Source organism: Streptomyces sp. JL2001 (assembly GCF_050917515.1).
Lineage (GTDB): Bacteria > Actinomycetota > Actinomycetes > Streptomycetales > Streptomycetaceae > Streptomyces.
Genome location: NZ_CP169421.1, coordinates 1,434,148 through 1,451,357 on the forward strand (window position 1 = coordinate 1,434,148; position 17,210 = coordinate 1,451,357).

Annotated in this window: 15 protein-coding genes; 11 read left to right on the top strand and 4 right to left on the bottom strand. The window is 72.6% G+C overall.

Going from position 1 to position 17,210, the window contains the following annotated elements; all coding sequences use genetic code 11:
• Window positions 1–53 precede the first annotated feature (53 nt).
• Window positions 54–833 (top strand): class I SAM-dependent methyltransferase, encoded by a 780-nt coding sequence (locus ACE1OA_RS06290; RefSeq protein WP_386544115.1) that lies wholly within the window; start codon window positions 54–56, stop codon window positions 831–833.
• Here ACE1OA_RS06290 and ACE1OA_RS06295 read toward each other — a convergent pair.
• Both ACE1OA_RS06295 and ACE1OA_RS06300 read right to left on the bottom strand, forming a co-directional pair.
• A complete protein-coding gene (locus ACE1OA_RS06295) occupies window positions 799–1,827 on the bottom strand; it encodes a TolB family protein (protein WP_432754037.1) in 1,029 nt (342 codons plus the stop codon). The two genes, ACE1OA_RS06290 and ACE1OA_RS06295, sit on opposite strands and share 35 nt — an antisense overlap.
• 2 nt (window positions 1,828–1,829) lie before the next feature.
• Window positions 1,830–3,257, bottom strand: a complete 1,428-nt coding sequence (locus tag ACE1OA_RS06300; RefSeq protein WP_432752436.1) for an MFS transporter — start codon at window positions 3,255–3,257, stop codon at window positions 1,830–1,832.
• Window positions 3,258–3,853: 596 nt separating this feature from the next.
• On the opposite strand from ACE1OA_RS06300, the gene ACE1OA_RS06305 reads away from it, so the two are divergent.
• The 9 genes from ACE1OA_RS06305 (at window position 3,854) to ACE1OA_RS06345 (ending at window position 13,467) form a co-directional block, all read left to right on the top strand.
• On the top strand, window positions 3,854–4,996 hold the full coding sequence (locus ACE1OA_RS06305; RefSeq protein WP_432752437.1) for a hypothetical protein: 1,143 nt from the start codon (window positions 3,854–3,856) through the stop codon (window positions 4,994–4,996).
• Entirely contained in the window at window positions 4,993–5,766 is a 774-nt protein-coding gene (locus ACE1OA_RS06310) for a WecB/TagA/CpsF family glycosyltransferase (RefSeq protein WP_356600507.1), read from the top strand. The genes ACE1OA_RS06305 and ACE1OA_RS06310 overlap by 4 nt, the downstream gene beginning before the upstream one ends.
• Window positions 5,766–7,022, top strand: coding sequence for a nucleotide sugar dehydrogenase (locus ACE1OA_RS06315; protein ID WP_384866261.1), 1,257 nt, complete (start codon window positions 5,766–5,768; stop codon window positions 7,020–7,022). Before ACE1OA_RS06310 ends, ACE1OA_RS06315 begins: the two co-directional genes overlap by 1 nt.
• 3 nt (window positions 7,023–7,025) lie before the next feature.
• Complete coding sequence (gene wecB, locus ACE1OA_RS06320; protein WP_356600511.1) at window positions 7,026–8,129, top strand: non-hydrolyzing UDP-N-acetylglucosamine 2-epimerase; 1,104 nt, start codon at window positions 7,026–7,028, stop codon at window positions 8,127–8,129.
• A gap of 151 nt (window positions 8,130–8,280) precedes the next feature.
• A complete protein-coding gene (locus ACE1OA_RS06325) occupies window positions 8,281–9,138 on the top strand; it encodes a chain length determinant protein (RefSeq protein WP_356600513.1) in 858 nt (285 codons plus the stop codon).
• A 39-nt stretch (window positions 9,139–9,177) separates the two neighbouring features.
• Entirely contained in the window at window positions 9,178–10,740 is a 1,563-nt protein-coding gene (locus ACE1OA_RS06330; RefSeq protein WP_356600515.1) for a lipopolysaccharide biosynthesis protein, read from the top strand.
• 1 nt (window position 10,741) lies between these two features.
• Window positions 10,742–11,863, top strand: a complete 1,122-nt coding sequence (locus tag ACE1OA_RS06335) for a hypothetical protein (RefSeq protein ID WP_356600517.1) — start codon at window positions 10,742–10,744, stop codon at window positions 11,861–11,863.
• 99 nt (window positions 11,864–11,962) lie between these two features.
• Window positions 11,963–12,640, top strand: coding sequence for a class I SAM-dependent methyltransferase (locus ACE1OA_RS06340; RefSeq protein WP_356600519.1), 678 nt, complete (start codon window positions 11,963–11,965; stop codon window positions 12,638–12,640).
• Window positions 12,641–12,675: 35 nt separating this feature from the next.
• Window positions 12,676–13,467, top strand: coding sequence for a glycosyltransferase family 2 protein (locus tag ACE1OA_RS06345; RefSeq protein WP_432752438.1), 792 nt, complete (start codon window positions 12,676–12,678; stop codon window positions 13,465–13,467).
• On the opposite strand, the gene ACE1OA_RS06350 is transcribed toward ACE1OA_RS06345, so the two are convergent.
• Both ACE1OA_RS06350 and ACE1OA_RS06355 read right to left on the bottom strand, forming a co-directional pair.
• The gene (locus ACE1OA_RS06350) at window positions 13,446–14,417 is read right to left on the bottom strand and encodes a glycosyltransferase family 2 protein (protein WP_432752439.1); all 972 of its coding nucleotides are present in this window, start codon (window positions 14,415–14,417) and stop codon (window positions 13,446–13,448) included. The genes ACE1OA_RS06345 and ACE1OA_RS06350 overlap by 22 nt on opposite strands.
• Window positions 14,417–16,468 (bottom strand): O-antigen ligase family protein, encoded by a 2,052-nt coding sequence (locus ACE1OA_RS06355; RefSeq protein WP_384866247.1) that lies wholly within the window; start codon window positions 16,466–16,468, stop codon window positions 14,417–14,419. The genes ACE1OA_RS06350 and ACE1OA_RS06355 overlap by 1 nt, the downstream gene beginning before the upstream one ends.
• A gap of 59 nt (window positions 16,469–16,527) precedes the next feature.
• Between ACE1OA_RS06355 and ACE1OA_RS06360 the strand changes: the two genes are divergently transcribed.
• Entirely contained in the window at window positions 16,528–17,187 is a 660-nt protein-coding gene (locus ACE1OA_RS06360) for a hypothetical protein (protein WP_356600527.1), read from the top strand.
• Window positions 17,188–17,210 lie beyond the last annotated feature (23 nt).

Consider the following 17,210-nt stretch of genomic DNA (forward strand, 5'->3'; position numbering starts at 1 on the left):
ACCCTCACGTGGAGCGACGACACGGACACGGGGCGACGGCGTAGGGTCGAGGCATGTTCACCCCCCAGGGCCCGAGTCTCCGTGAGCTGACCGTCCAGGCGCTGTCCTCGGTGGAGCACGGCTACGACCTGCTCGCGTCGAAGTTCGACGAGACACCGTTCCGGACCTCGGACCGCCTGCTGGAGGCGGTGACGGACACCTTGCGCCCGCTGGGCCCCTTCGGCGCCGGACTGGACCTGTGCTGCGGCACCGGGGCGGGCCTGCCCGTCCTTGACGCGCTCTGCACCGGCCGGATCACGGGCGTCGACTTCAGTGCGGGCATGCTCGCCGAGGCCCGCGCGGCGCATCCCGAGGCCGAACTGGTCCGCGCGGACGCCCTGGCCCTCCCCTTCGCCGGGGCCTTCGACCTGGCGGTCAGCTTCGGCGCCTTCGGGCACTTCCTGCCGGCGCAGCAGACCCGGCTCTTCGCCCAGGTGCACACGGCGCTGCGGCCGGGCGGCACCTTCGCCTTCCCGCTGCCCGCACCGCCGCGCGTCGGCTCGCCGCTCTGGTGGACGCTGCTCGGCTTCGACGGTGCGATGAGGGTGCGGAACGCCGTGTGGCGGCCCCCCTTCGTCATGTACTACCGGACCTTCCGCCTGGCGGACGTCCGGGCCGGGCTGACGGGGGCGGGCTTCGCCGTGGAGACCCTCCCCATGGAGTCCCTCGGCCGGCGCGAGGACGGCAGCCCGCGCTGCCGGATGGTGGTGGCGCGCCGGACGGCGGAGCGACGGGTGACCCCCGCCGCTCCGCGGGCCGTCACCGCAGGCGGGACGGGGAGAGCCCGTCCTTGAGCAGGACGCGCGGGGCGCCGGTGCCGTCGGCCGGGACGGTCCAGACGTCGTGGGCGTCCTTCTGGCCGCCCTCCCCGGGCAGCGCGTAGGCGAGGGTGCGGTCGTCGAGCCAGAGCGCCTGGTCGTCGACGCTGCGGCGCTCGGCCAGCGGTGTCGACTTCATCGTGCCGAGGTCGAGCACGTGCTCGCGCCAGAGCGCGGCGGTCCCGAGCACGCGCTTCTTGTAGGCGATCCGTGTGCCGTCCGGGGAGAGCGAGGGGCATTCCACGTTCTGCGTGAGGGTGGTGACCGCGCGCCGCGTGAGGGAGCCGCGGACCAGGTAGGTGTGCTTGCCGGTGCTCAGGGTGGCGTAGAAGGTGTCGTCGTCGCCCGTGAAGGTGACGCCCCAGAAGTTGACGTCGGCCGCCCGGTAGGGCTTGCCGTCCAGGGTGATGGCGAACTCCTCCAGGCTGGGCACGAGTTTCCAGCCGCGGGTGTCCAGGATCGCGGTGCGGGTGGAGAAGAAGGCGGTCCCGTAGGACTCGCCGTTGACGAAGACGGTCCAGGCGACCAGCTTGCCGCTGGGCGAGACCCGGGCGCGGCTGGGGATTCCGGCGAGCGGATACGTCTTCACCGTGCGCAGGTCCGCGTCCAGGATCCGGGCGCGGTAGTTCTGCTGGGCCACGCCGGTCGAGGACTGGAGGCAGACGCCGGTGCCCCTGGCCGTGTGGAAGCGGAGGCAGCTGATGCCGGAGGCCGTGCGGGTGGCGCCGGTGGGGTCGACCGACGGGACGGTGACGAGCTCGTCCCGGTGCGGGCCGGTGGCCGTGTTGCGGAAGACCAGCCGCTCGGCCTGACCCAGCGTCACCTTGCCCTCGGTGACGGCCGGTCCGCCGGCCCGGGGCCGGTTCTGCCGGTCGGCCTCGTCGGCCGCGCGCAGGACGGACCAAGCGCCGACTCCGCCGAGCAGCACGATCGCGAGGGCCAGGATCAGCAGGCGGCGCTGCGGGGTCAGGTTCATCGGGTCTCTCCGGTGGGGCGCAGCGCGGCGCCGGCGACGGTGGCGCAGCAGACGAGTCCGAGCGCGGCGGCGGCCAGCGCCGGGCCGTCGCCCCACGCGGCCCACGCGGCGCCGAAGGCGAGCGAACAGCTGAAGCGGGCCAGGGCCTGCCCCGTGCCGACCAGGGCCAGCCCGCTGGCGCGCAGCCCTTCGGGCACCGTGGCGGCGACGGCGGCGGGCAGCACCCCGTCGGTGGCGGCGTAGAACGCGCCGTGGAGCAGCAGCACCAGGTAGGGCACGAAGGGGGTCTGCGGCGCCCAGAGCAGCAGGGCGTAGGCGAGGAGCAGGCCGCCGTGGCCGGCCAGGAAGACGGTGCGGCGGCCGATCCGGTCGGAGAGGCGGCCCAGCGGCATGGCGAGCAGCAGGAACACGGCGGCGGTGCCGAGCGGGAGCAGCGGGAACCACTGCTCGCCGATCCCGGTGCGGCGCTGCACGAGCAGGTAGAGGAAGGCGTCGCTGACGGTGGTGAGGCCGAGGAGGACGGCGCAGACGAACAGCGAGCGCAGCCGGCGGCCGCGCAGCAGGCCGAGGGCGGCGCGCAGGTCCGGACGCGGAGCGGCGGGCACGACCGCGGCCGGCTGCGTCGCTCCGGCCTCGGCGGCCGGAGGCTCCTCGCCCGTGCGCGCGGCGGGTACCCGGGCGGTCCCCGCGGGGTCCCCGGCCGGCGGGGCGGCGGCGTCCGGTCCGCCGGTACCCAATCCGCCCGGGGCGGGGCCGGCGGCGCGGCCCCGGCGGCCCGGCACGAACAGCACCAGGACCAGCACCCCGAGCGCGGCCACGCAGCCGCTGACCGCGAAGACCGCGTCGTAGCCGCCGGCCGCCACGCCCAGGATCAGGAAGGCGAGGACCGGGCCGAGCAGGGCGCCGGTCGTGTCCATCGCCCGGTGCACGCCGAAGACGCGGCCCTGGCGTTCGGGCGGGGCGGACAGCGAGATCATCGCGTCGCGCGGCGCGGTGCGCAGCCCCTTGCCGGTGCGGTCCAGGGTGAGGGCGGCGCCGAGGGCGCCCAGGTTGTGCACCAGGAGCAGGGGCTTGCCCAGCGCGGACAGGCCGTAGCCGATGCCGGCGATCAGCTTGTGGTTGCGCACCCGGTCGGCCAGGTGTCCGCCGGTCAGCTGGACCAGGGCGCTGACGCCGTTCTGGAGACCGTCCAGCACGCCGAAGCCGAGCGGGCTGAGGCCGAGCCCCATGACGAGGTAGAGCGGAAGGACGGCCGTGACCATCTCGGTGGACACGTCGGTGATGAGACTGACGGTGCCGAGGGCCAGTACGGTCGGGGGGACCGCCCGCAGCGGACCCCGCCTCCGTATGCCGTCGGGTGTGGCGGGCGAGGTCTCGGCGGACTCGCGGGCCTCGCGGGGTGTTGAGCGATCGGCCAGGTACACAGTCGAGGACTCCAGCTGCGGTGATGCCGACGTGGTCGGGACGCCCGGTCGAGCGGGCGGGGCCCAACTCTAGCCTCTGGACGCCCCGAGGGCCGGTGGTTCAGGTGCGGCATACCGGCTGCTTGGCACCAATTCTTCGAAACGCCTCATCGTCACCGTGTTGTGGACCTATCTTGCGGTTGTACGCTGCGAGTTGAGCACGGCATTCGCTGTGCGCTGGGGGTGTTCGTGGGGGGTATCACCGGCAGTGGGCCGGAGTGTTCGCGCTCCGATGTCGACTGCCTTTCTCGGCATGCCCGGGTACGGCCGGCCGTCGGCGGGGGTGCGTGCGACGACCGTGTCCGCGCGCCTGGGGACCGTCCGATCGGCTGAGGCCGCGCACCGTCGTGCGCGGACACTCCGGTGACCGCTCTTCTCCTTGCATCCCGGCGCGCTTCGCGCGTCGACTCGTCATTTCCACAGTCCAACAGCAAGCAGATCCGGGGCGGTTCGTCCGTCCCGGGAACGACCCGAGGGGGGTGGGTGTGTCAGCAGCTCGTCATGGCTCGGACACGCACAGACCGGGCGATCCCGCCAACACACCTGACAGTTCACGCATGCGGGCGCTCGCCGAGGCGGATCAGCCGCTGCACGCCCTGGCGACCCGACTGCTCGGCCTGGCCGAGACGGGCCTGCCGGCGATGCTGCTGCCGACCGGCGACGGCTTCGTCTTCACCAGGGTGGGCACGGCCGCCGAGGACGGCTCCTGGACGCTGGAGCAACGGGGAACCAGCCTCCGGTACGCGGCCATCACCGCACTGGGGGTCCGATTCCTCCCCCTCGACCGGCAGCGCGCCGTGCTCGGCGGGCACACCGCCGAGGAGTTCACCGGGCTGCTGATCCAGCAACTGCCGTCGGTGGTCAACCTCGGCGACGCGGCGCTCGTCGCCTGGGCCGCCGCCGAGACCAGCCACCCCAAGCTGTCGGACGCCCTGGACCGGGTCGCCGCCCTGGACGAGAGCGGGCGCCCGCAGTACACGGTCGAGGCGGCCTGGGTGCTGTCGGCGCTGGCCGCCGCCCGCTCCACGGTCGACGTCGAGGAGCGGCTCGCCGCGGCCCGTGACCGGCTGATGGGCGCGCGGATCGACGGCAGCCCGCTCTTCCCGCACGCCACGGGACCCGGCCTCAACCCCTGGTACCGCTCGCACGTCGGCTGCTTCGCCGACCAGACCTACCCGCTGCAGGCACTGGCCCGTGCGCACGCGAGCGGCGACGACCCGGAGGCCCTGGCCGCGGCGGACGCCTGCGCGGCACGCATCTGCGCGCTCCAGGGCGACGGCGGCCAGTGGTGGTGGCACTACGACGCGCCCCGCGGCGAGGTCGTGGAGGGCTATCCGGTGTACAGCGTGCACCAGCACGCGATGGCCCCGACCGCGCTCCTCGACCTGGCGGACGCGGGCGGTACCGACTTCGGCGCGGCGATCCGCCTCGGTCTTCGCTGGATGACGGACGTGCCGGAACTCGGGCCCGGCGGCGAGCCGCTGGTCCTCGACGAGCTCGGTGTCACCTGGCGCAAGGTCTACCGCGGCGACCCGAAGAAAGCGGTGCGGGCCGCCCGCGGCCTCACCACCCGGGTGGCCCCCGGTCTCAAACTCCGGCCGCTGGACCGGGTGTTCCGCCCCGCGTCGGTGGACCGCGAGTGCCGGCCGTACGAGTTCGGCTGGATGCTGTACGCGTGGCTCGGAGGTCTCCGAGGATGACGACGAAGCGCCAGACCCTTTTCGGCGTCCGGCTGGACGCCCTCACCATGGACGAGACCCTCGACCGCTGCCTCACCGCGGTCCGCGAGGGCGAGCGGCTCGAGATCGGCGTGGTCAACGCGGCGAAGCTGGTGAACATGCGGCGGGACCCCGCGCTCGCGCGGGCCGTCTCGGGCTGCGACCTCGTCCTGGCCGACGGCCAGGCGGTGGTGTGGGCCGGCCGGCTGCTGCGCCGTCCGCTGCCCGAACGCGTGGCGGGCATCGACCTGTTCATGCGGCTGCTCGCCGAGGCGGAGACCGCAGGCATGTCCGTGTACTTCCTCGGCGCCCGCCAGGAGGTACTGGAGCGGATGCTGCGCGAGGTGGCCGCGCGCTTCCCCTCGCTGCGGGTCGCCGGCAGCCGGAACGGCTACTTCGACGACAGCGAGCAGCCGGCGATCGCCGACGCCGTCAAGGAGAGCGGCGCCCAGCTGCTCTTCCTCGGCATGACCTCGCCGAAGAAGGAGATCTTCGTCGCGGGTTACGGCGAGCGGAGCGGCGTGAACCTCGTCCACGGCGTGGGAGGCTCCTTCGACATCCTGGCCGGGGTCACCCGCCGGGCCCCCGAAGGCTGGCAGCGGCTGGGCCTCGAATGGCTCTACCGCGCGGCCCAGGAGCCGCGCCGGCTGGGCCGGCGCTACCTGACCACCAACGTCGCCTTCGTCCTCATGACGGCCCGGGAGCTGCTGCGCCCCACCCCGTCGATCCGTACCGCCAGCAGGGAGTCGTGATGCGCGTCGTCGTGGTTGGACAGGGATACGTCGGACTGCCGCTGGCCATCCGCGCCGCCGAGGTCGGTCACCAGGTGATCGGGTACGACGTGGACGCGGAGCGGGTGAAGAGCCTGACCGCGGGCGAGTCGTACGTCGAGGACGTGTCCTCGGAACGAATCCGGGCGGCGATGGAGGCCGGCACCTACCGGGCGAGCGACTCCGCGCGGGACTGCGGCGGTTTCGACGTCGCCGTGGTGACCGTGCCGACGCCGCTGCACGAGGGGACGCCGGACCTCCGCTACATCGAGGAGTCCGCCCGTACGCTCGCGCGCTACCTGCGGCCCGGGGCCACCGTGGTGCTGGAGTCGACCACGTATCCGGGCACCACCCAGGAGCTGTTCGCCCCGCTCCTCGAAGAGGGCTCGGGGCTGGTCGCGGGCGCCGACTTCCATCTCGGCTACAGCCCGGAGCGCATCGACCCGGGCAATCCGGTCTGGGGCTTCGAGGAGACCCCGAAGGTGGTCTCCGGTGTCGACGAGGCCTCGCTGAAGGCCGTCCGGGACTTCTACGACGAGCTCGTGGAGACCACGGTGCCGGTGGGCTCGCCGAAGGAGGCCGAGCTGGCCAAGCTCCTGGAGAACACGTTCCGGCACGTGAACATCGCGCTGGTCAACGAGATAGCCATGTTCGCCCGCCATCTCGACATCGACGTGTGGCAGGCGATCGACGCCGCGTCCAGCAAGCCCTTCGGCTTCATGCGCTTCACCCCGGGCCCCGGCGTCGGCGGCCACTGCCTGCCGATCGACCCGTCGTACCTGTCCTGGCGGGTGCAGCGGGAACTCGGGCAGAGCTTCCGCTTCGTGGAGCTGGCCAACGACATCAACAACCACATGCCCGAGTACGTCACCCGGCGGCTGATCAACGCGTTCAACAGCCGGCGCCGCGCGGTGAACGGATCGCGTGTCCTGCTGCTCGGCCTGGCGTACAAGAAGAACACCGGCGACGCGCGCGAGTCGCCCGCCCTGCGCATCTCGCAGCTGCTGCTCGACATGGGCGCCGAGCTCAGGGCGGCGGATCCGCACGTCGTGGAGGGCCACCGGGTGGACCCGCGGCTCGTCCGGGTCGAACTGACCAAGGAGGAGCTGGAGGCGGCGGACGCCGTCGTGCTCCTCACCGACCACGACGCCTTCGACTACGCGCTCGTCGAGCAGCACGCCCCCTTCGTACTCGACTGCCGCCGGCGGCTGAGCGGACCCAGGATCGAGGTGCTCTGAACCATGCGGATCATCTGTGTCGCTGGGGCCCGCCCCAACTACATGAAGATCAAACCGGTGATGGACGCCCTGGAGCGGCGCGGCGCCGAGGTGGTCCTCGTCCACACCGGGCAGCACTACGACCCGGCCATGAACGACGTCTTCTTCGAGGACCTCGGCATCCGTCCGCCCGACCACTTCCTCGGAGTCGGCTCCGGCAGCCACGCCACCCAGACCGGGCGGGTGATGGAGTCCTTCGAGCCGCTGCTCGCGGAGCTCTCCCCCGATCTGGTCGTCGTGGTCGGGGACGTCAACTCCACACTGGCCTGCGCCCTGGTCACGGCGAAGGGCGGTCCGCTGCTCGCCCACGTGGAGGCCGGACTCCGCAGCCGCGACTGGTCGATGCCCGAGGAGGTCAACCGGGTCGCCACGGACCGGCTGAGCGACTACCTGCTGGCCCCCTCGCCCGACGCGGTGGAGAACCTGCGCGCCGAGGGCTACCGGGAGGACCAGATCCACCTCGTCGGCAACGTCATGATCGACACGCTGCTGGCGAACCGGGAGCGCGCCGCGGCCTCGGACGTCCTGGCACGGCACGGGCTCACCCCCGGCGGATACGGCCTGGTCACCCTGCACCGGCCGGCGAACGTCGACGATCCCGAGGTGCTGGCCGGACTGCTGAAGGCGCTCGGCGAGGTCGCCGGTCACTGTCCGCTCGTGCTGCCCGTGCACCCACGGGCGGCGGACCGGCTGACCGAACTCGGCGTCCCCGGCGGGATCCTGCTCGTCCCGCCCGCCGGCTACCTCGACTTCATCGCCCTGCAGGCGTCCGCCCGGATCGTCCTCACCGACTCGGGCGGGGTGCAGGAGGAGACCACCGCCCTGGGCGTGCCGTGCGTGACGCTCCGGGAGAACACGGAGCGTCCCATCACGGTCGAGGAGGGCACCAACGTGCTCGCCGGCCGCGATCCGGAACGCATCGTGTCCACGGCGGTACGCCTCCTGGCGGACCCGCCCGCGCCGCGCCGCCCCGCACTCTGGGACGGCCACGCGGGCGACCGCATCGCCTCGGTCCTCCTGGACGGGGGACCGGCGCAGGGCCGCCCGCGGCCCACCGACCACGGGTGATCGACGTACTGTTGATCCAGAACTGTTCTCTTACGGTCCTGATCCCACCTATCCTCGTGTCCGGTACGGCTGTTGCCGTCCGGGCGCGAGCCGCGACAGCCGCCGACGCCCGGGGCGCGACAGTCACAGAAAGGGCGCAAGGGGGAACGCCATGGACCTCGCAGAGATCTTTCGGGTCATCTGCCGACGCTGGTACGTCCTGGTGCCCGGACTGCTGCTGACGGCCGCCGTCACCGCCGGTGCCGGCCTGATGGTGCCGACGCAGTACGAGTCGCAGAGCACGGTGGCGCTGCTGAACTCCAAGAGGGGTACGGCCGCCGACGGCAATCCCTACCTCGTGATGGTCCCCGCGCTGACCGGCATGGCCGACAGCCTGGCGCGCAACCTCAACTCCGACGCCTCGGTGGCGGAGTTGAGGGAGCGCGGCGTCACCGCCAAGTACGAGGCGAAGATCGCGGACAACGCCCAAGGCCCGCTCCTCTGGCTCACCGTGACCGGTGAGGACGAGGACGGGGTGCTGGCGGCGAACCACACGCTGATGAAGTACTCCGCCGAGAAGCTGGAGGAGCTGCAGGCCACACAGTCGGTGCCGGCGGACTCGATGATAAGGATGACGACCATCGTCCCGCCGCAGAAGCCGCAGGCCCAGCTCAAGTCCAAGATCCAGTACCTGGTCATGGCGGGTGCGGCGGGCCTGGTCCTCAGTCTGGCCGCGTCCTTCTTCGTCGAGGCGCGCCGCCGGCACGAGGCGCTCCCGAAGCACCGCCAGAACCGCTCCCGGGACACGGACGAGGCTCCCGCGGAGGAGAGCGAGGCCACGCCCGCCGGCGACGAGCGGGCCGGCACGCGCCGTTCCCGTACCGAACGGCCCGGCGCCGGGGAGTCCGACGGCGAACCCGCGGGCGGTCCGGAGGGCGGGCGGCAGCTCGACCAGCCGACCGTCCAGCTGCCGCTGCTGCCGTCGTCCGAGCGCGCCGGGAAGAAGCGACCGCCGTCCTGGGTGAAGTGACCCCACCACCGCACAACCCGTTCGACGAGGAGTCCTCCCATGGACACGGCGCCGACCACCGGGACCGAGGCCACCGCGGCCTCGCTGGGCACGAAGGTCCGCTCGGCCGCCCGGTGGAGCCTGATCAACACCATGGTCATGCGCCTGGGCAACTTCGCCACCGGCATCATCCTGGCCCGGTTCGTCCTGGACCCCGCGGCCTGGGGCGTGTACGGGGTCGCCCAGACCGTGCTGATGGTGCTGCTCGCCGCGAACGAGCTCGGCGTGACGCTGGCCGTGGTGCGCTGGGAGGGCGACGTCCGGTCCTTCGCACCGACCGTGCTGACCCTGAGCACGATCTCCAGCAGCCTGCTCTACCTGGGCATCTTCGCGGCCGCGCCGGGCGTGGCCGGTCTGCTCGGCTCGCCCGAGGCGTCGAGCGTGCTGCGGGTGATGTGCGTCTGCCTGGTGCTCGACGGCCTGTCCCAGGTGCCGGCGGGCGTCCTCACCCGTGAGTTCGCCCAGGGCCGGCGGATGGTCATCGACGCGCTCAACTTCGCGCTCAGCACGTCGGTCACCCTCGTCCTGGCCCTCCAGGGCTGGGGCGCGATGAGCTTCGCGTGCGGGGCCGTGGCGGGCAACCTGGTCGCCCTGGCGGGCTGCGCGCTGGCCGCCCCGGGCTATCTGCGCTTCGGCTGGAACCCGGACCAGGCCCGCGCGCTGCTCCGCTTCGGCCTGCCGCTGGCCGGCGCCAGCATGCTGTCCCTGGCCGTCGTCAACGCGGACGCCATGGTGGTCGGAGCCGTCCTGGGGAACGTGTCCCTGGGCTTCTACATGCTCGCCTTCAACATGGCGGGCTGGCCCGTCCGCGTCATCTCGGAGGCCGCGCGCCGCGTCTCGTTCGCCGGCTTCTCCCGCCTGGCGGACTCGCCCAAGGCCCTGTCCGACGGCTTCGGCCGGGCCCTCGCGATGCTGGTGACATGCACGGTGCCGGCCTGCGTGCTGCTCGGCGCGCTGGCCCGCCCGGCCGTGGAGCTGCTGTACGGATCCAAGTGGTCGCCGGCCGCCGCCGCGCTGCCCTGCCTGATGGCGCTCGGACTGGCCCGGATCGCGGCGGAGCTCACGTACGACTGCCTGGTCGCGATCGGCCGCCGCCGTTCGCTCGTCCTGATCCAGGCCCTGTGGCTGGTGGCCCTGGTCCCCACCCTGATCGTGGCGGCGCGCACCGGGGGCATCGCCTCCGTCGCCGCCGGACACGTCCTGGTGGCCGGGCTCGTGGTGCTGCCCGCCTTCGTCCTGGCGCTGCGCCGCGGCGGGATCGCGACCCGCTCGCTCGCCCGGGCCTGTGCCTGGCCCCTGCTCGGCGGGGTCGTGATGACCGTGGTCGTCACGATGCTGCGGCAGCGCCTCGGCGAGGGGGTGCTCGCCCTGTGCGCCACCAGTGTCATCGGGCTCGTGTGCTACGCGTTGTGCGTGCTGCCCAGCCGCAGACTGATCCGGGGTTCGCTTCCCGGGCACAGCCGGAGCCGGGAGGAGGACGAGGGCGTCGTCACCACCGCTCCCACCGTCCCCGTACTCCCGGCTCAGGAGAATCAGCCGGCCGCGCCGGCTCACGAACGATGAGGTGAGTTCCCTGGCCCGAACCGGCCGCCGCAGGCTCCTCGGGGGTCTGCTGCTGACCGCCGTGCTCCTCTTCGCCCTGGTGACCTGCGCCGGTGTGGGCGGCAAGGCGATCTGTCTCGGGGGTGCCGCGCTGTGCGACTCCCGCGCGATCACCTCCCCCGGCGCCACCGGCTCCCCCGCCCCGCCGCGGACCACCGTGCCGGGCACCTCGGGCACCCCGTCGGGCACACCGGCGACCCCGGCCAAGCCCTCCTCGACGGCGTCCGGGCCGCCGGTCCGCTCGGACAAGCCGCCGGCGCCGAAGGGCTGCGCGAGCCCGCGCGCCTGCGGCTACCCCGACGCCTCGACCACCGGGCCCCGGATCCGCCTGACCCCGCAGAGCACCGGCAACGCGGCGATCCGCACCGACGGCACGGTCATCAAGGGCTGGGACATCACCGGCTCGCTCGACATCTACGCGAACAACGTGACGGTGATCGACAGCCGGATCACCTCGACCAACTGGTGGGGCGTCAACCTCCGGCCGGGCTACTCCGGGCTGCGGATCCTGCACACCGAGATCCGGGCCGTACCCGGCAAGGGCCCGAACAACGGCGGCTCGGACTACGCGGTGTCGAACATGGGGACCAGCTCGGTCGAGGTCGGCTGGTGCGACGTCTCGGTGTTCGGTGACGCCCTGTCCATGGGCCAGGGAAACCTGCACGACAACTACGTGCACGACATCCGGCCCTTCAAGAACCTCGACGGCGAGTGGCAGCACACCAACGCCGTGATCAGCAACGGTGGCGGCAAGGGCAAGCTGATCATCCGCCACAACACGCTGATCAACGCCACTCCGGTGGACAAGGGCGCCTCGGCGAGCGTCGGCCTGTTCGCCGACACCGCCCCGGTCACCCACACCGTGGTCGACGACAACTGGCTGGCGGGCGGGGCGTACACGCTCTACGCGGGCGGCAAGGACTCGGCCGGGATCGAGGTCACCGACAACGTGTTCTCGCCCGAGTTGCACCCCAAGAGCGGGCTCTACGGCCCCGTCGCCTACTGGAACGCCGCGGGCAAGGGGAACGTGTGGCGCGGCAACCGGATGGCCGACGGGACGCCGATCGTCCCCGAACCGCTCTGACGCTTTATTGAGAACATCCGATCGCCTGATAAATCCCCTCTTCCCGACTACCGTTGATCGCGACTCCCCGTAGGCCCGAAACCCCAGGTGGTTGATGCGATGCCGCTCACCCGTGCTCTCCGCAACCGATTCGTCGACGCGCCCGACTCTCTCGGCGAACGGTTCCGCGCGGCCCGCTGGGAGCGTTTCCGGTCCTGCTTCCCCCGCATCACGGAGATGAGCGTGGTGGACCTGGGCGGCACGGCGGACAACTGGCTGCGGTCGCCTCTCCGCCCCAAGCACGTGCACCTCGTGAACCTGGAGGAGCACCCCGCCGAGCTGCCCGACTGGATCAGCGCGGAGATCGCCGACGTCACCGACCCGTCGATCCCCTCCTCCCTGGGCGAGTTCGACCTGGTGGTGTCCAACTCCACGATCGAGCACGTGGGCGGGCACGCCCAGCGCCGGCGCTTCGTCTCCGCGATCGAGGCGCTGGCACCGCTGCACTGGGTGCAGACCCCGTACCGCTACTTCCCCGTGGAGCCGCACTTCCTGGCGCCCGGCTTCCAGTTCCTCCCGCTGGCCGCGCAGGCCAAGCTCGTACGGCACTGGCCGCTCACCCACAGCCGGCCGGGCAGCCCCGAGGAGGGCATGGACGCGGTGATCAACATCGAGCTGCTGACCCGGGCCGAGATGCGCTACCTCTTCCCCCGCTCCGTGATCCTCAGCGAGCGGGTGGCCGGACTCACCAAGTCCCTCACGGCCGTCCGCACGGAGGCGTCCCTCCAGCGCCTCTGAACGCGGACCGGACTCGGGAGAGGGACACCGACACCATGCGCCGGATCCTCCGGGGCCCCTGGGAGCTGCTGAAGCGGATCTTCGGGTGGCTGGTGCTGTACGAGGCACGCAACAAGCTGCTGCTCGCGCCCACGGCCCTGCGGCTGCGCAGGGCCGAGGACGCCGAGGTCACCCGCCTCGCGGCGGTGTGGCCGGACCCGCCGGCCGCGCGGGTCGTGACCGTCATCGCCACCCATCGCCGTCCGGAGGAGCTGCTCCGGGCGGTGGGGTCGGCGCTGGGCCAGACCGTCGAGGACCATGTCGTGATCGTCGTCGACGACGGCGCCGGGCTGCCCGAACTCCCCTCGGACCCGCGTCTGTTCGCCGTCTCCCTGTCGCGCAACACCGGCGTGGCGGGGATCGTGCGCAACGTCGGGATCCGGCTGACCCGGTCCCGCTACGTCGCCTTCCTCGACGACGACAACCTCTGGGAACCGGACCACCTCCGGCGGGCGTTGGAGGTGCTCGACTCCCCCGGCGGTCCCGACGGCGTGTACACCGCGCTGCGCCGCGTCCTGCCGGACGGCACCGACATGGACATCCTGTCCGTGCCGTTCGACCGGCGGAGGGCGGCGCACGAGTCCTTCCTGGACACCAACGCGTTCGTCGCCCGCCGCAACCGGGCCCTGCACTTCAGCCGGCTGCGGCGACGCCCCGAGGTACTGCCCCGGGAGGACTGGGAGCTGGTCCGGCGCTACGGCCGGACCCACAGGGTGGAGCACCTGCCGGAGCCCACCGTGCGCTACCTGGTGAACCCGGGCAGCTTCTACACCTCCTGGCGGGACTGACCCCCGGCGGCCGGCGAGGTCGCGGCCGTCGTGAGCAGCGCCGCGACGGCCGCCCTGCTGGGCGCCCGGCCGAGGGCGGCCCGGGAGAGTTCCCGCAGGAGCACGGCCCCCCGGAAGGCCACGGTGGCCGCGAATCCGTGCCGGCGCCGGTAGAGCCTCACCCGGTTGACGGTCAGCAGCGACCACAGGCGCGGCGAGACACGGGAGTCGCCGCCGAGGTGGACGGCGCGGGCCGCGGGTTCGAGCCGGGTGACATGGCCGAGGTCCCGGGCGCGCAGGCAGAACTCCGTCTCCTCCGAGTAGAGGAAGAAGGATTCGTCCCACGGCCCGCAGGCGTCCAGGCACTCCCTGGACAGCGCCATCAGCGCGCCCGTCGCCCAGTCCGCGCGGGTCCGGCCGGCGTAGGCGGCGGGGTCGGTGACCAGTTCGCTGAGGGCGGGGAAGCGGCCCGCCCGGCGATTGCCCAGCACCGCCTCGCCGAACGCCCGGGACACGCTCGACTCGCGGCGCAGCGAGTGGATGAGCGCGTCGTCCTCCTCGTACAGCAGCGGGACGGCGATCCCGACCCGGTCACCGTCGGGAAGTTCCGTGCCGAGCGCGTCCACCAGGGCCGCCGCACAGCCCTCGCTCATCCGGATGTCCGGGTTGCACACCAGCGCGGCGGAGAAGCCGCCCTCCCAGCCGCCGGCGGCCCGCAGGGCGGCGTTGACACCGAAGGAGTACCCGCCGTTGCGCCCGGTCTCCACGACGGTGGCTTCGGGGGCCAGGGCCCGGACGACGGCGACGGTGTCGTCGGCGGAGTCGTTGTCGGCGACGACGAGCCGCCAGTCGAGGCCCGCCATCGCCTTCGGGAGGGCGGCGAGGAACCCGGGCAGCACCGCGGCGCTGTTCCAGGTGACGACGAGGACGGCGACGGGGCCGCGGTCGGCGGCCTCGTGCTGAGGGTGCATCAGATCTCCACAAGGTGCGGTGGGGCGTCGGGTGTCGGGCGCCGCGGGGGCTCTTCGGCCTTCCCGGCGGACGCCGGGCCGGAGCTCTCCCCGGCGGCCTCGCGCCGGACGAAGCCGAGGCAGCCGGCGCCCGCGCCCAGCAACAGGAAGAACACTCCGGCGAACATCGGGAAGCTGAGGGTGTCGAAGGTGGCGCTGATGACCAGGGCGACCAGGGCGGAGGCGAAGAACGCCTGGCCGAGCTCCCGGTCGGACTCGGTTCGGGCCAGCCGGCGGATCGAGCCGCCGTTGTGCACGCCGGTCAGGCCCAGGACGAGCAGGGCGAGCACACCGAGGGCGCCCAGCTCGGCCAGGGTCAGCAGGTACTGGTTGTCCGTGAAGAAGTAGCGCTCCGGGGTGAAGGTGCCGAACCCGCGTCCCAGGACCGGGTCCTCCATGAAGTACTCGGCGATCTTGGGGTACTTGATGGTGCGCGCCTGGGTGCTGCTGTCGGCGTTGTTCAGGCTGCCGGAGAACAGGCCGGTGATGGTGCCGATCAGGCCGGGCACCAGCACCTTGAACACGGCCACGGCGGCCAGCAGGACCCCGATGGCCGTCCAGCGCCGCTGCGGCTTCCAGCGGGGCACCATGACCAGGACGACGACGAGCAGACCGATGATCGAGGTCCGGGACACGGTGAGGGGCAGTCCCCCGCCGAGCAGGACGACCGGTGCCCAGCGGCGGAAGGTGCTCAGGTGGGCCCGCGCCGGGTCGAAGGCCTGGGCGATGGCGAAGGGCACCAGGATTGCCAGCATGCCGCTGAACTCGAGCGGATGGGCGGTGAGCGAGCGGGGCCGGGTGAACGAACCCCGGTCGAGGACGGCCACGTTGGCGACGCTCGAGTTCAGCCCGGGGATGCGCAGCGAGTCGGCGATGTTGGTGCCGGTGAAGAAGTCGTACAGGCCGAGCAGGGCGACGACCGAGCCCATCACCACGAGCCGGCGCATCAGCACGTCGAGCCGGGCGCGGTCCTGGATGCCGGCGGAGGCCAGGACGATCAGGGCGACCCACACCAGGAGCACGATCAGCCCGCGGTCGGCGGCCAGGACCTCTTTCTGGGAGCTGATCCGGGCCGTGTTCGCGACGTAGGAGAGCAGCACCACGAAGCCGAGCAGCAGGACCGCCGTCCGTACCGTGCGGGTGCCGGGCGCGGGGGCCAGCCGGCCGGTGCACCAGGTGGCCAGGTACCAGAAGAGACCGAGGAGGGCGAAGACGTTGGCGGGGGTGCCGGCGCCGCCCAGCGCGGGCAGGGCGAGGTTGGACGGCAGGAAGAGCGCCAGGGCCAGGTAGCCGGTGAGGACGGTCGTGGCGTCCAGCGGCCGGGTCAGCTGCCTGCGCAGCCGTGAGGCGCCCGGCCGGGGCCCGCGGGGGCCGTCGTCGAGGGACGGCAGGCCGCGCGAGCGGCGGCGCGCGGCCACCCACACGTCGGTGACGAAGGAGAGCAGGAAGGCACTGGTGAGGCAGAGGACCAGGACCGCGGCGACCTTCTGGTAGCGGGACTTGGGCTGCGAGACCGGCTTCTGCGGCGGGACGATCGGCGCGGCCCGCACCGAGTAGTCCGACGGCACCCGCGCCTCGCTCTGGAGCGCCACCAGCTGCTCGGCGGCGAAGTCGGTGATGGTCTTCGTCTCGGCGAACACCTTGTCCCGGTCCTCGCCGGTCACGGTGAGGGTGAGCAGCGGACCCTCGGCCTTGGCGGCGAAGTCGACGGTGTAGGCGTCGGTCACGCCGTGCCCGCGCAGCGCCTCGGCGGACTCGGGCGACTGGAGGGCCCGGATCAGCACGTCGGCGGTGCTGATCAGCGAACCGCTGGCGTAGGCCAGCGGGTTGCCGTAGCTCGGGGCCGGCTTGGCGATGCGGGGCGAGTTCAGCAGGGTGAGCTGGCTCTGGGACTCGTACGTCACGGGGACGGTGGAATAGAGGAATCCGCCCGCGAGGAGTCCGAGCACCGTCAGCGGCACCATCACGTACCACCGCCTGCGCAGTACGCGGAAGATCTCGGCGATGCTCACGAACCCTCCCCCGGTTCCTCTTCGTGGTGCCAGTATCGGTTCTGATGGAAAGAGATGTCTTGTCGCCCGAAGGACTCGTCGGCGTGCTGCTGCGCCGGTGGTACGTGCTGGCCCTCGTCCTGCTCGTCACCACCGCGGCCTGCTACCCGGTGCTGCGTCCCGAGCCGCGGTTCCTGAGCTCGGCCGTGCTGGTGGTCAAGCCGCCGCGGACCGACAACCAGCCGAACCAGCTCACCAACCTCCAGCCGGCGCTGGCCGCCGTCTCGTACGCCGTCGTGCAGCAACTGCGCTCGCCCGAGGGGCAGGCGGAGCTGCGCGCGGACGGTGTGCACGGGACGTACCGCCTGAGCCCGCGCAACAGCGGCACCAGCGCCACGCCGTTCTACTCGATCCCCACGCTGCAGATCGAGGCGGAACAGCCCGAGGCCGCCGAGGCCGACCGCGTGGTGCAGCTGATCATCGCGGCCTACGGCCGGCACCTGGGCGCGCTCCAGGCCACCCAGCACGTGCCCGAGGACTCGCTGATGAGCGTCGACCTGGTGAACCGGCCGGGCACCGTGTCGCTGCCGCCGAACCGGACCCGGGCCGTGGCCGGTGTCGGCGCGCTGGGTCTGCTCTGCGGGGTGATGGCCGCGCTGTGGAGCGAGCGGTACGCGGTCCGGCGCAGGCACAGGGCCGCGCCGGCCCCGCGGCCCGAGCCGGCGCCCCTGCCGGTCTGACGGGCGGGGCGCCGCGACCGCGG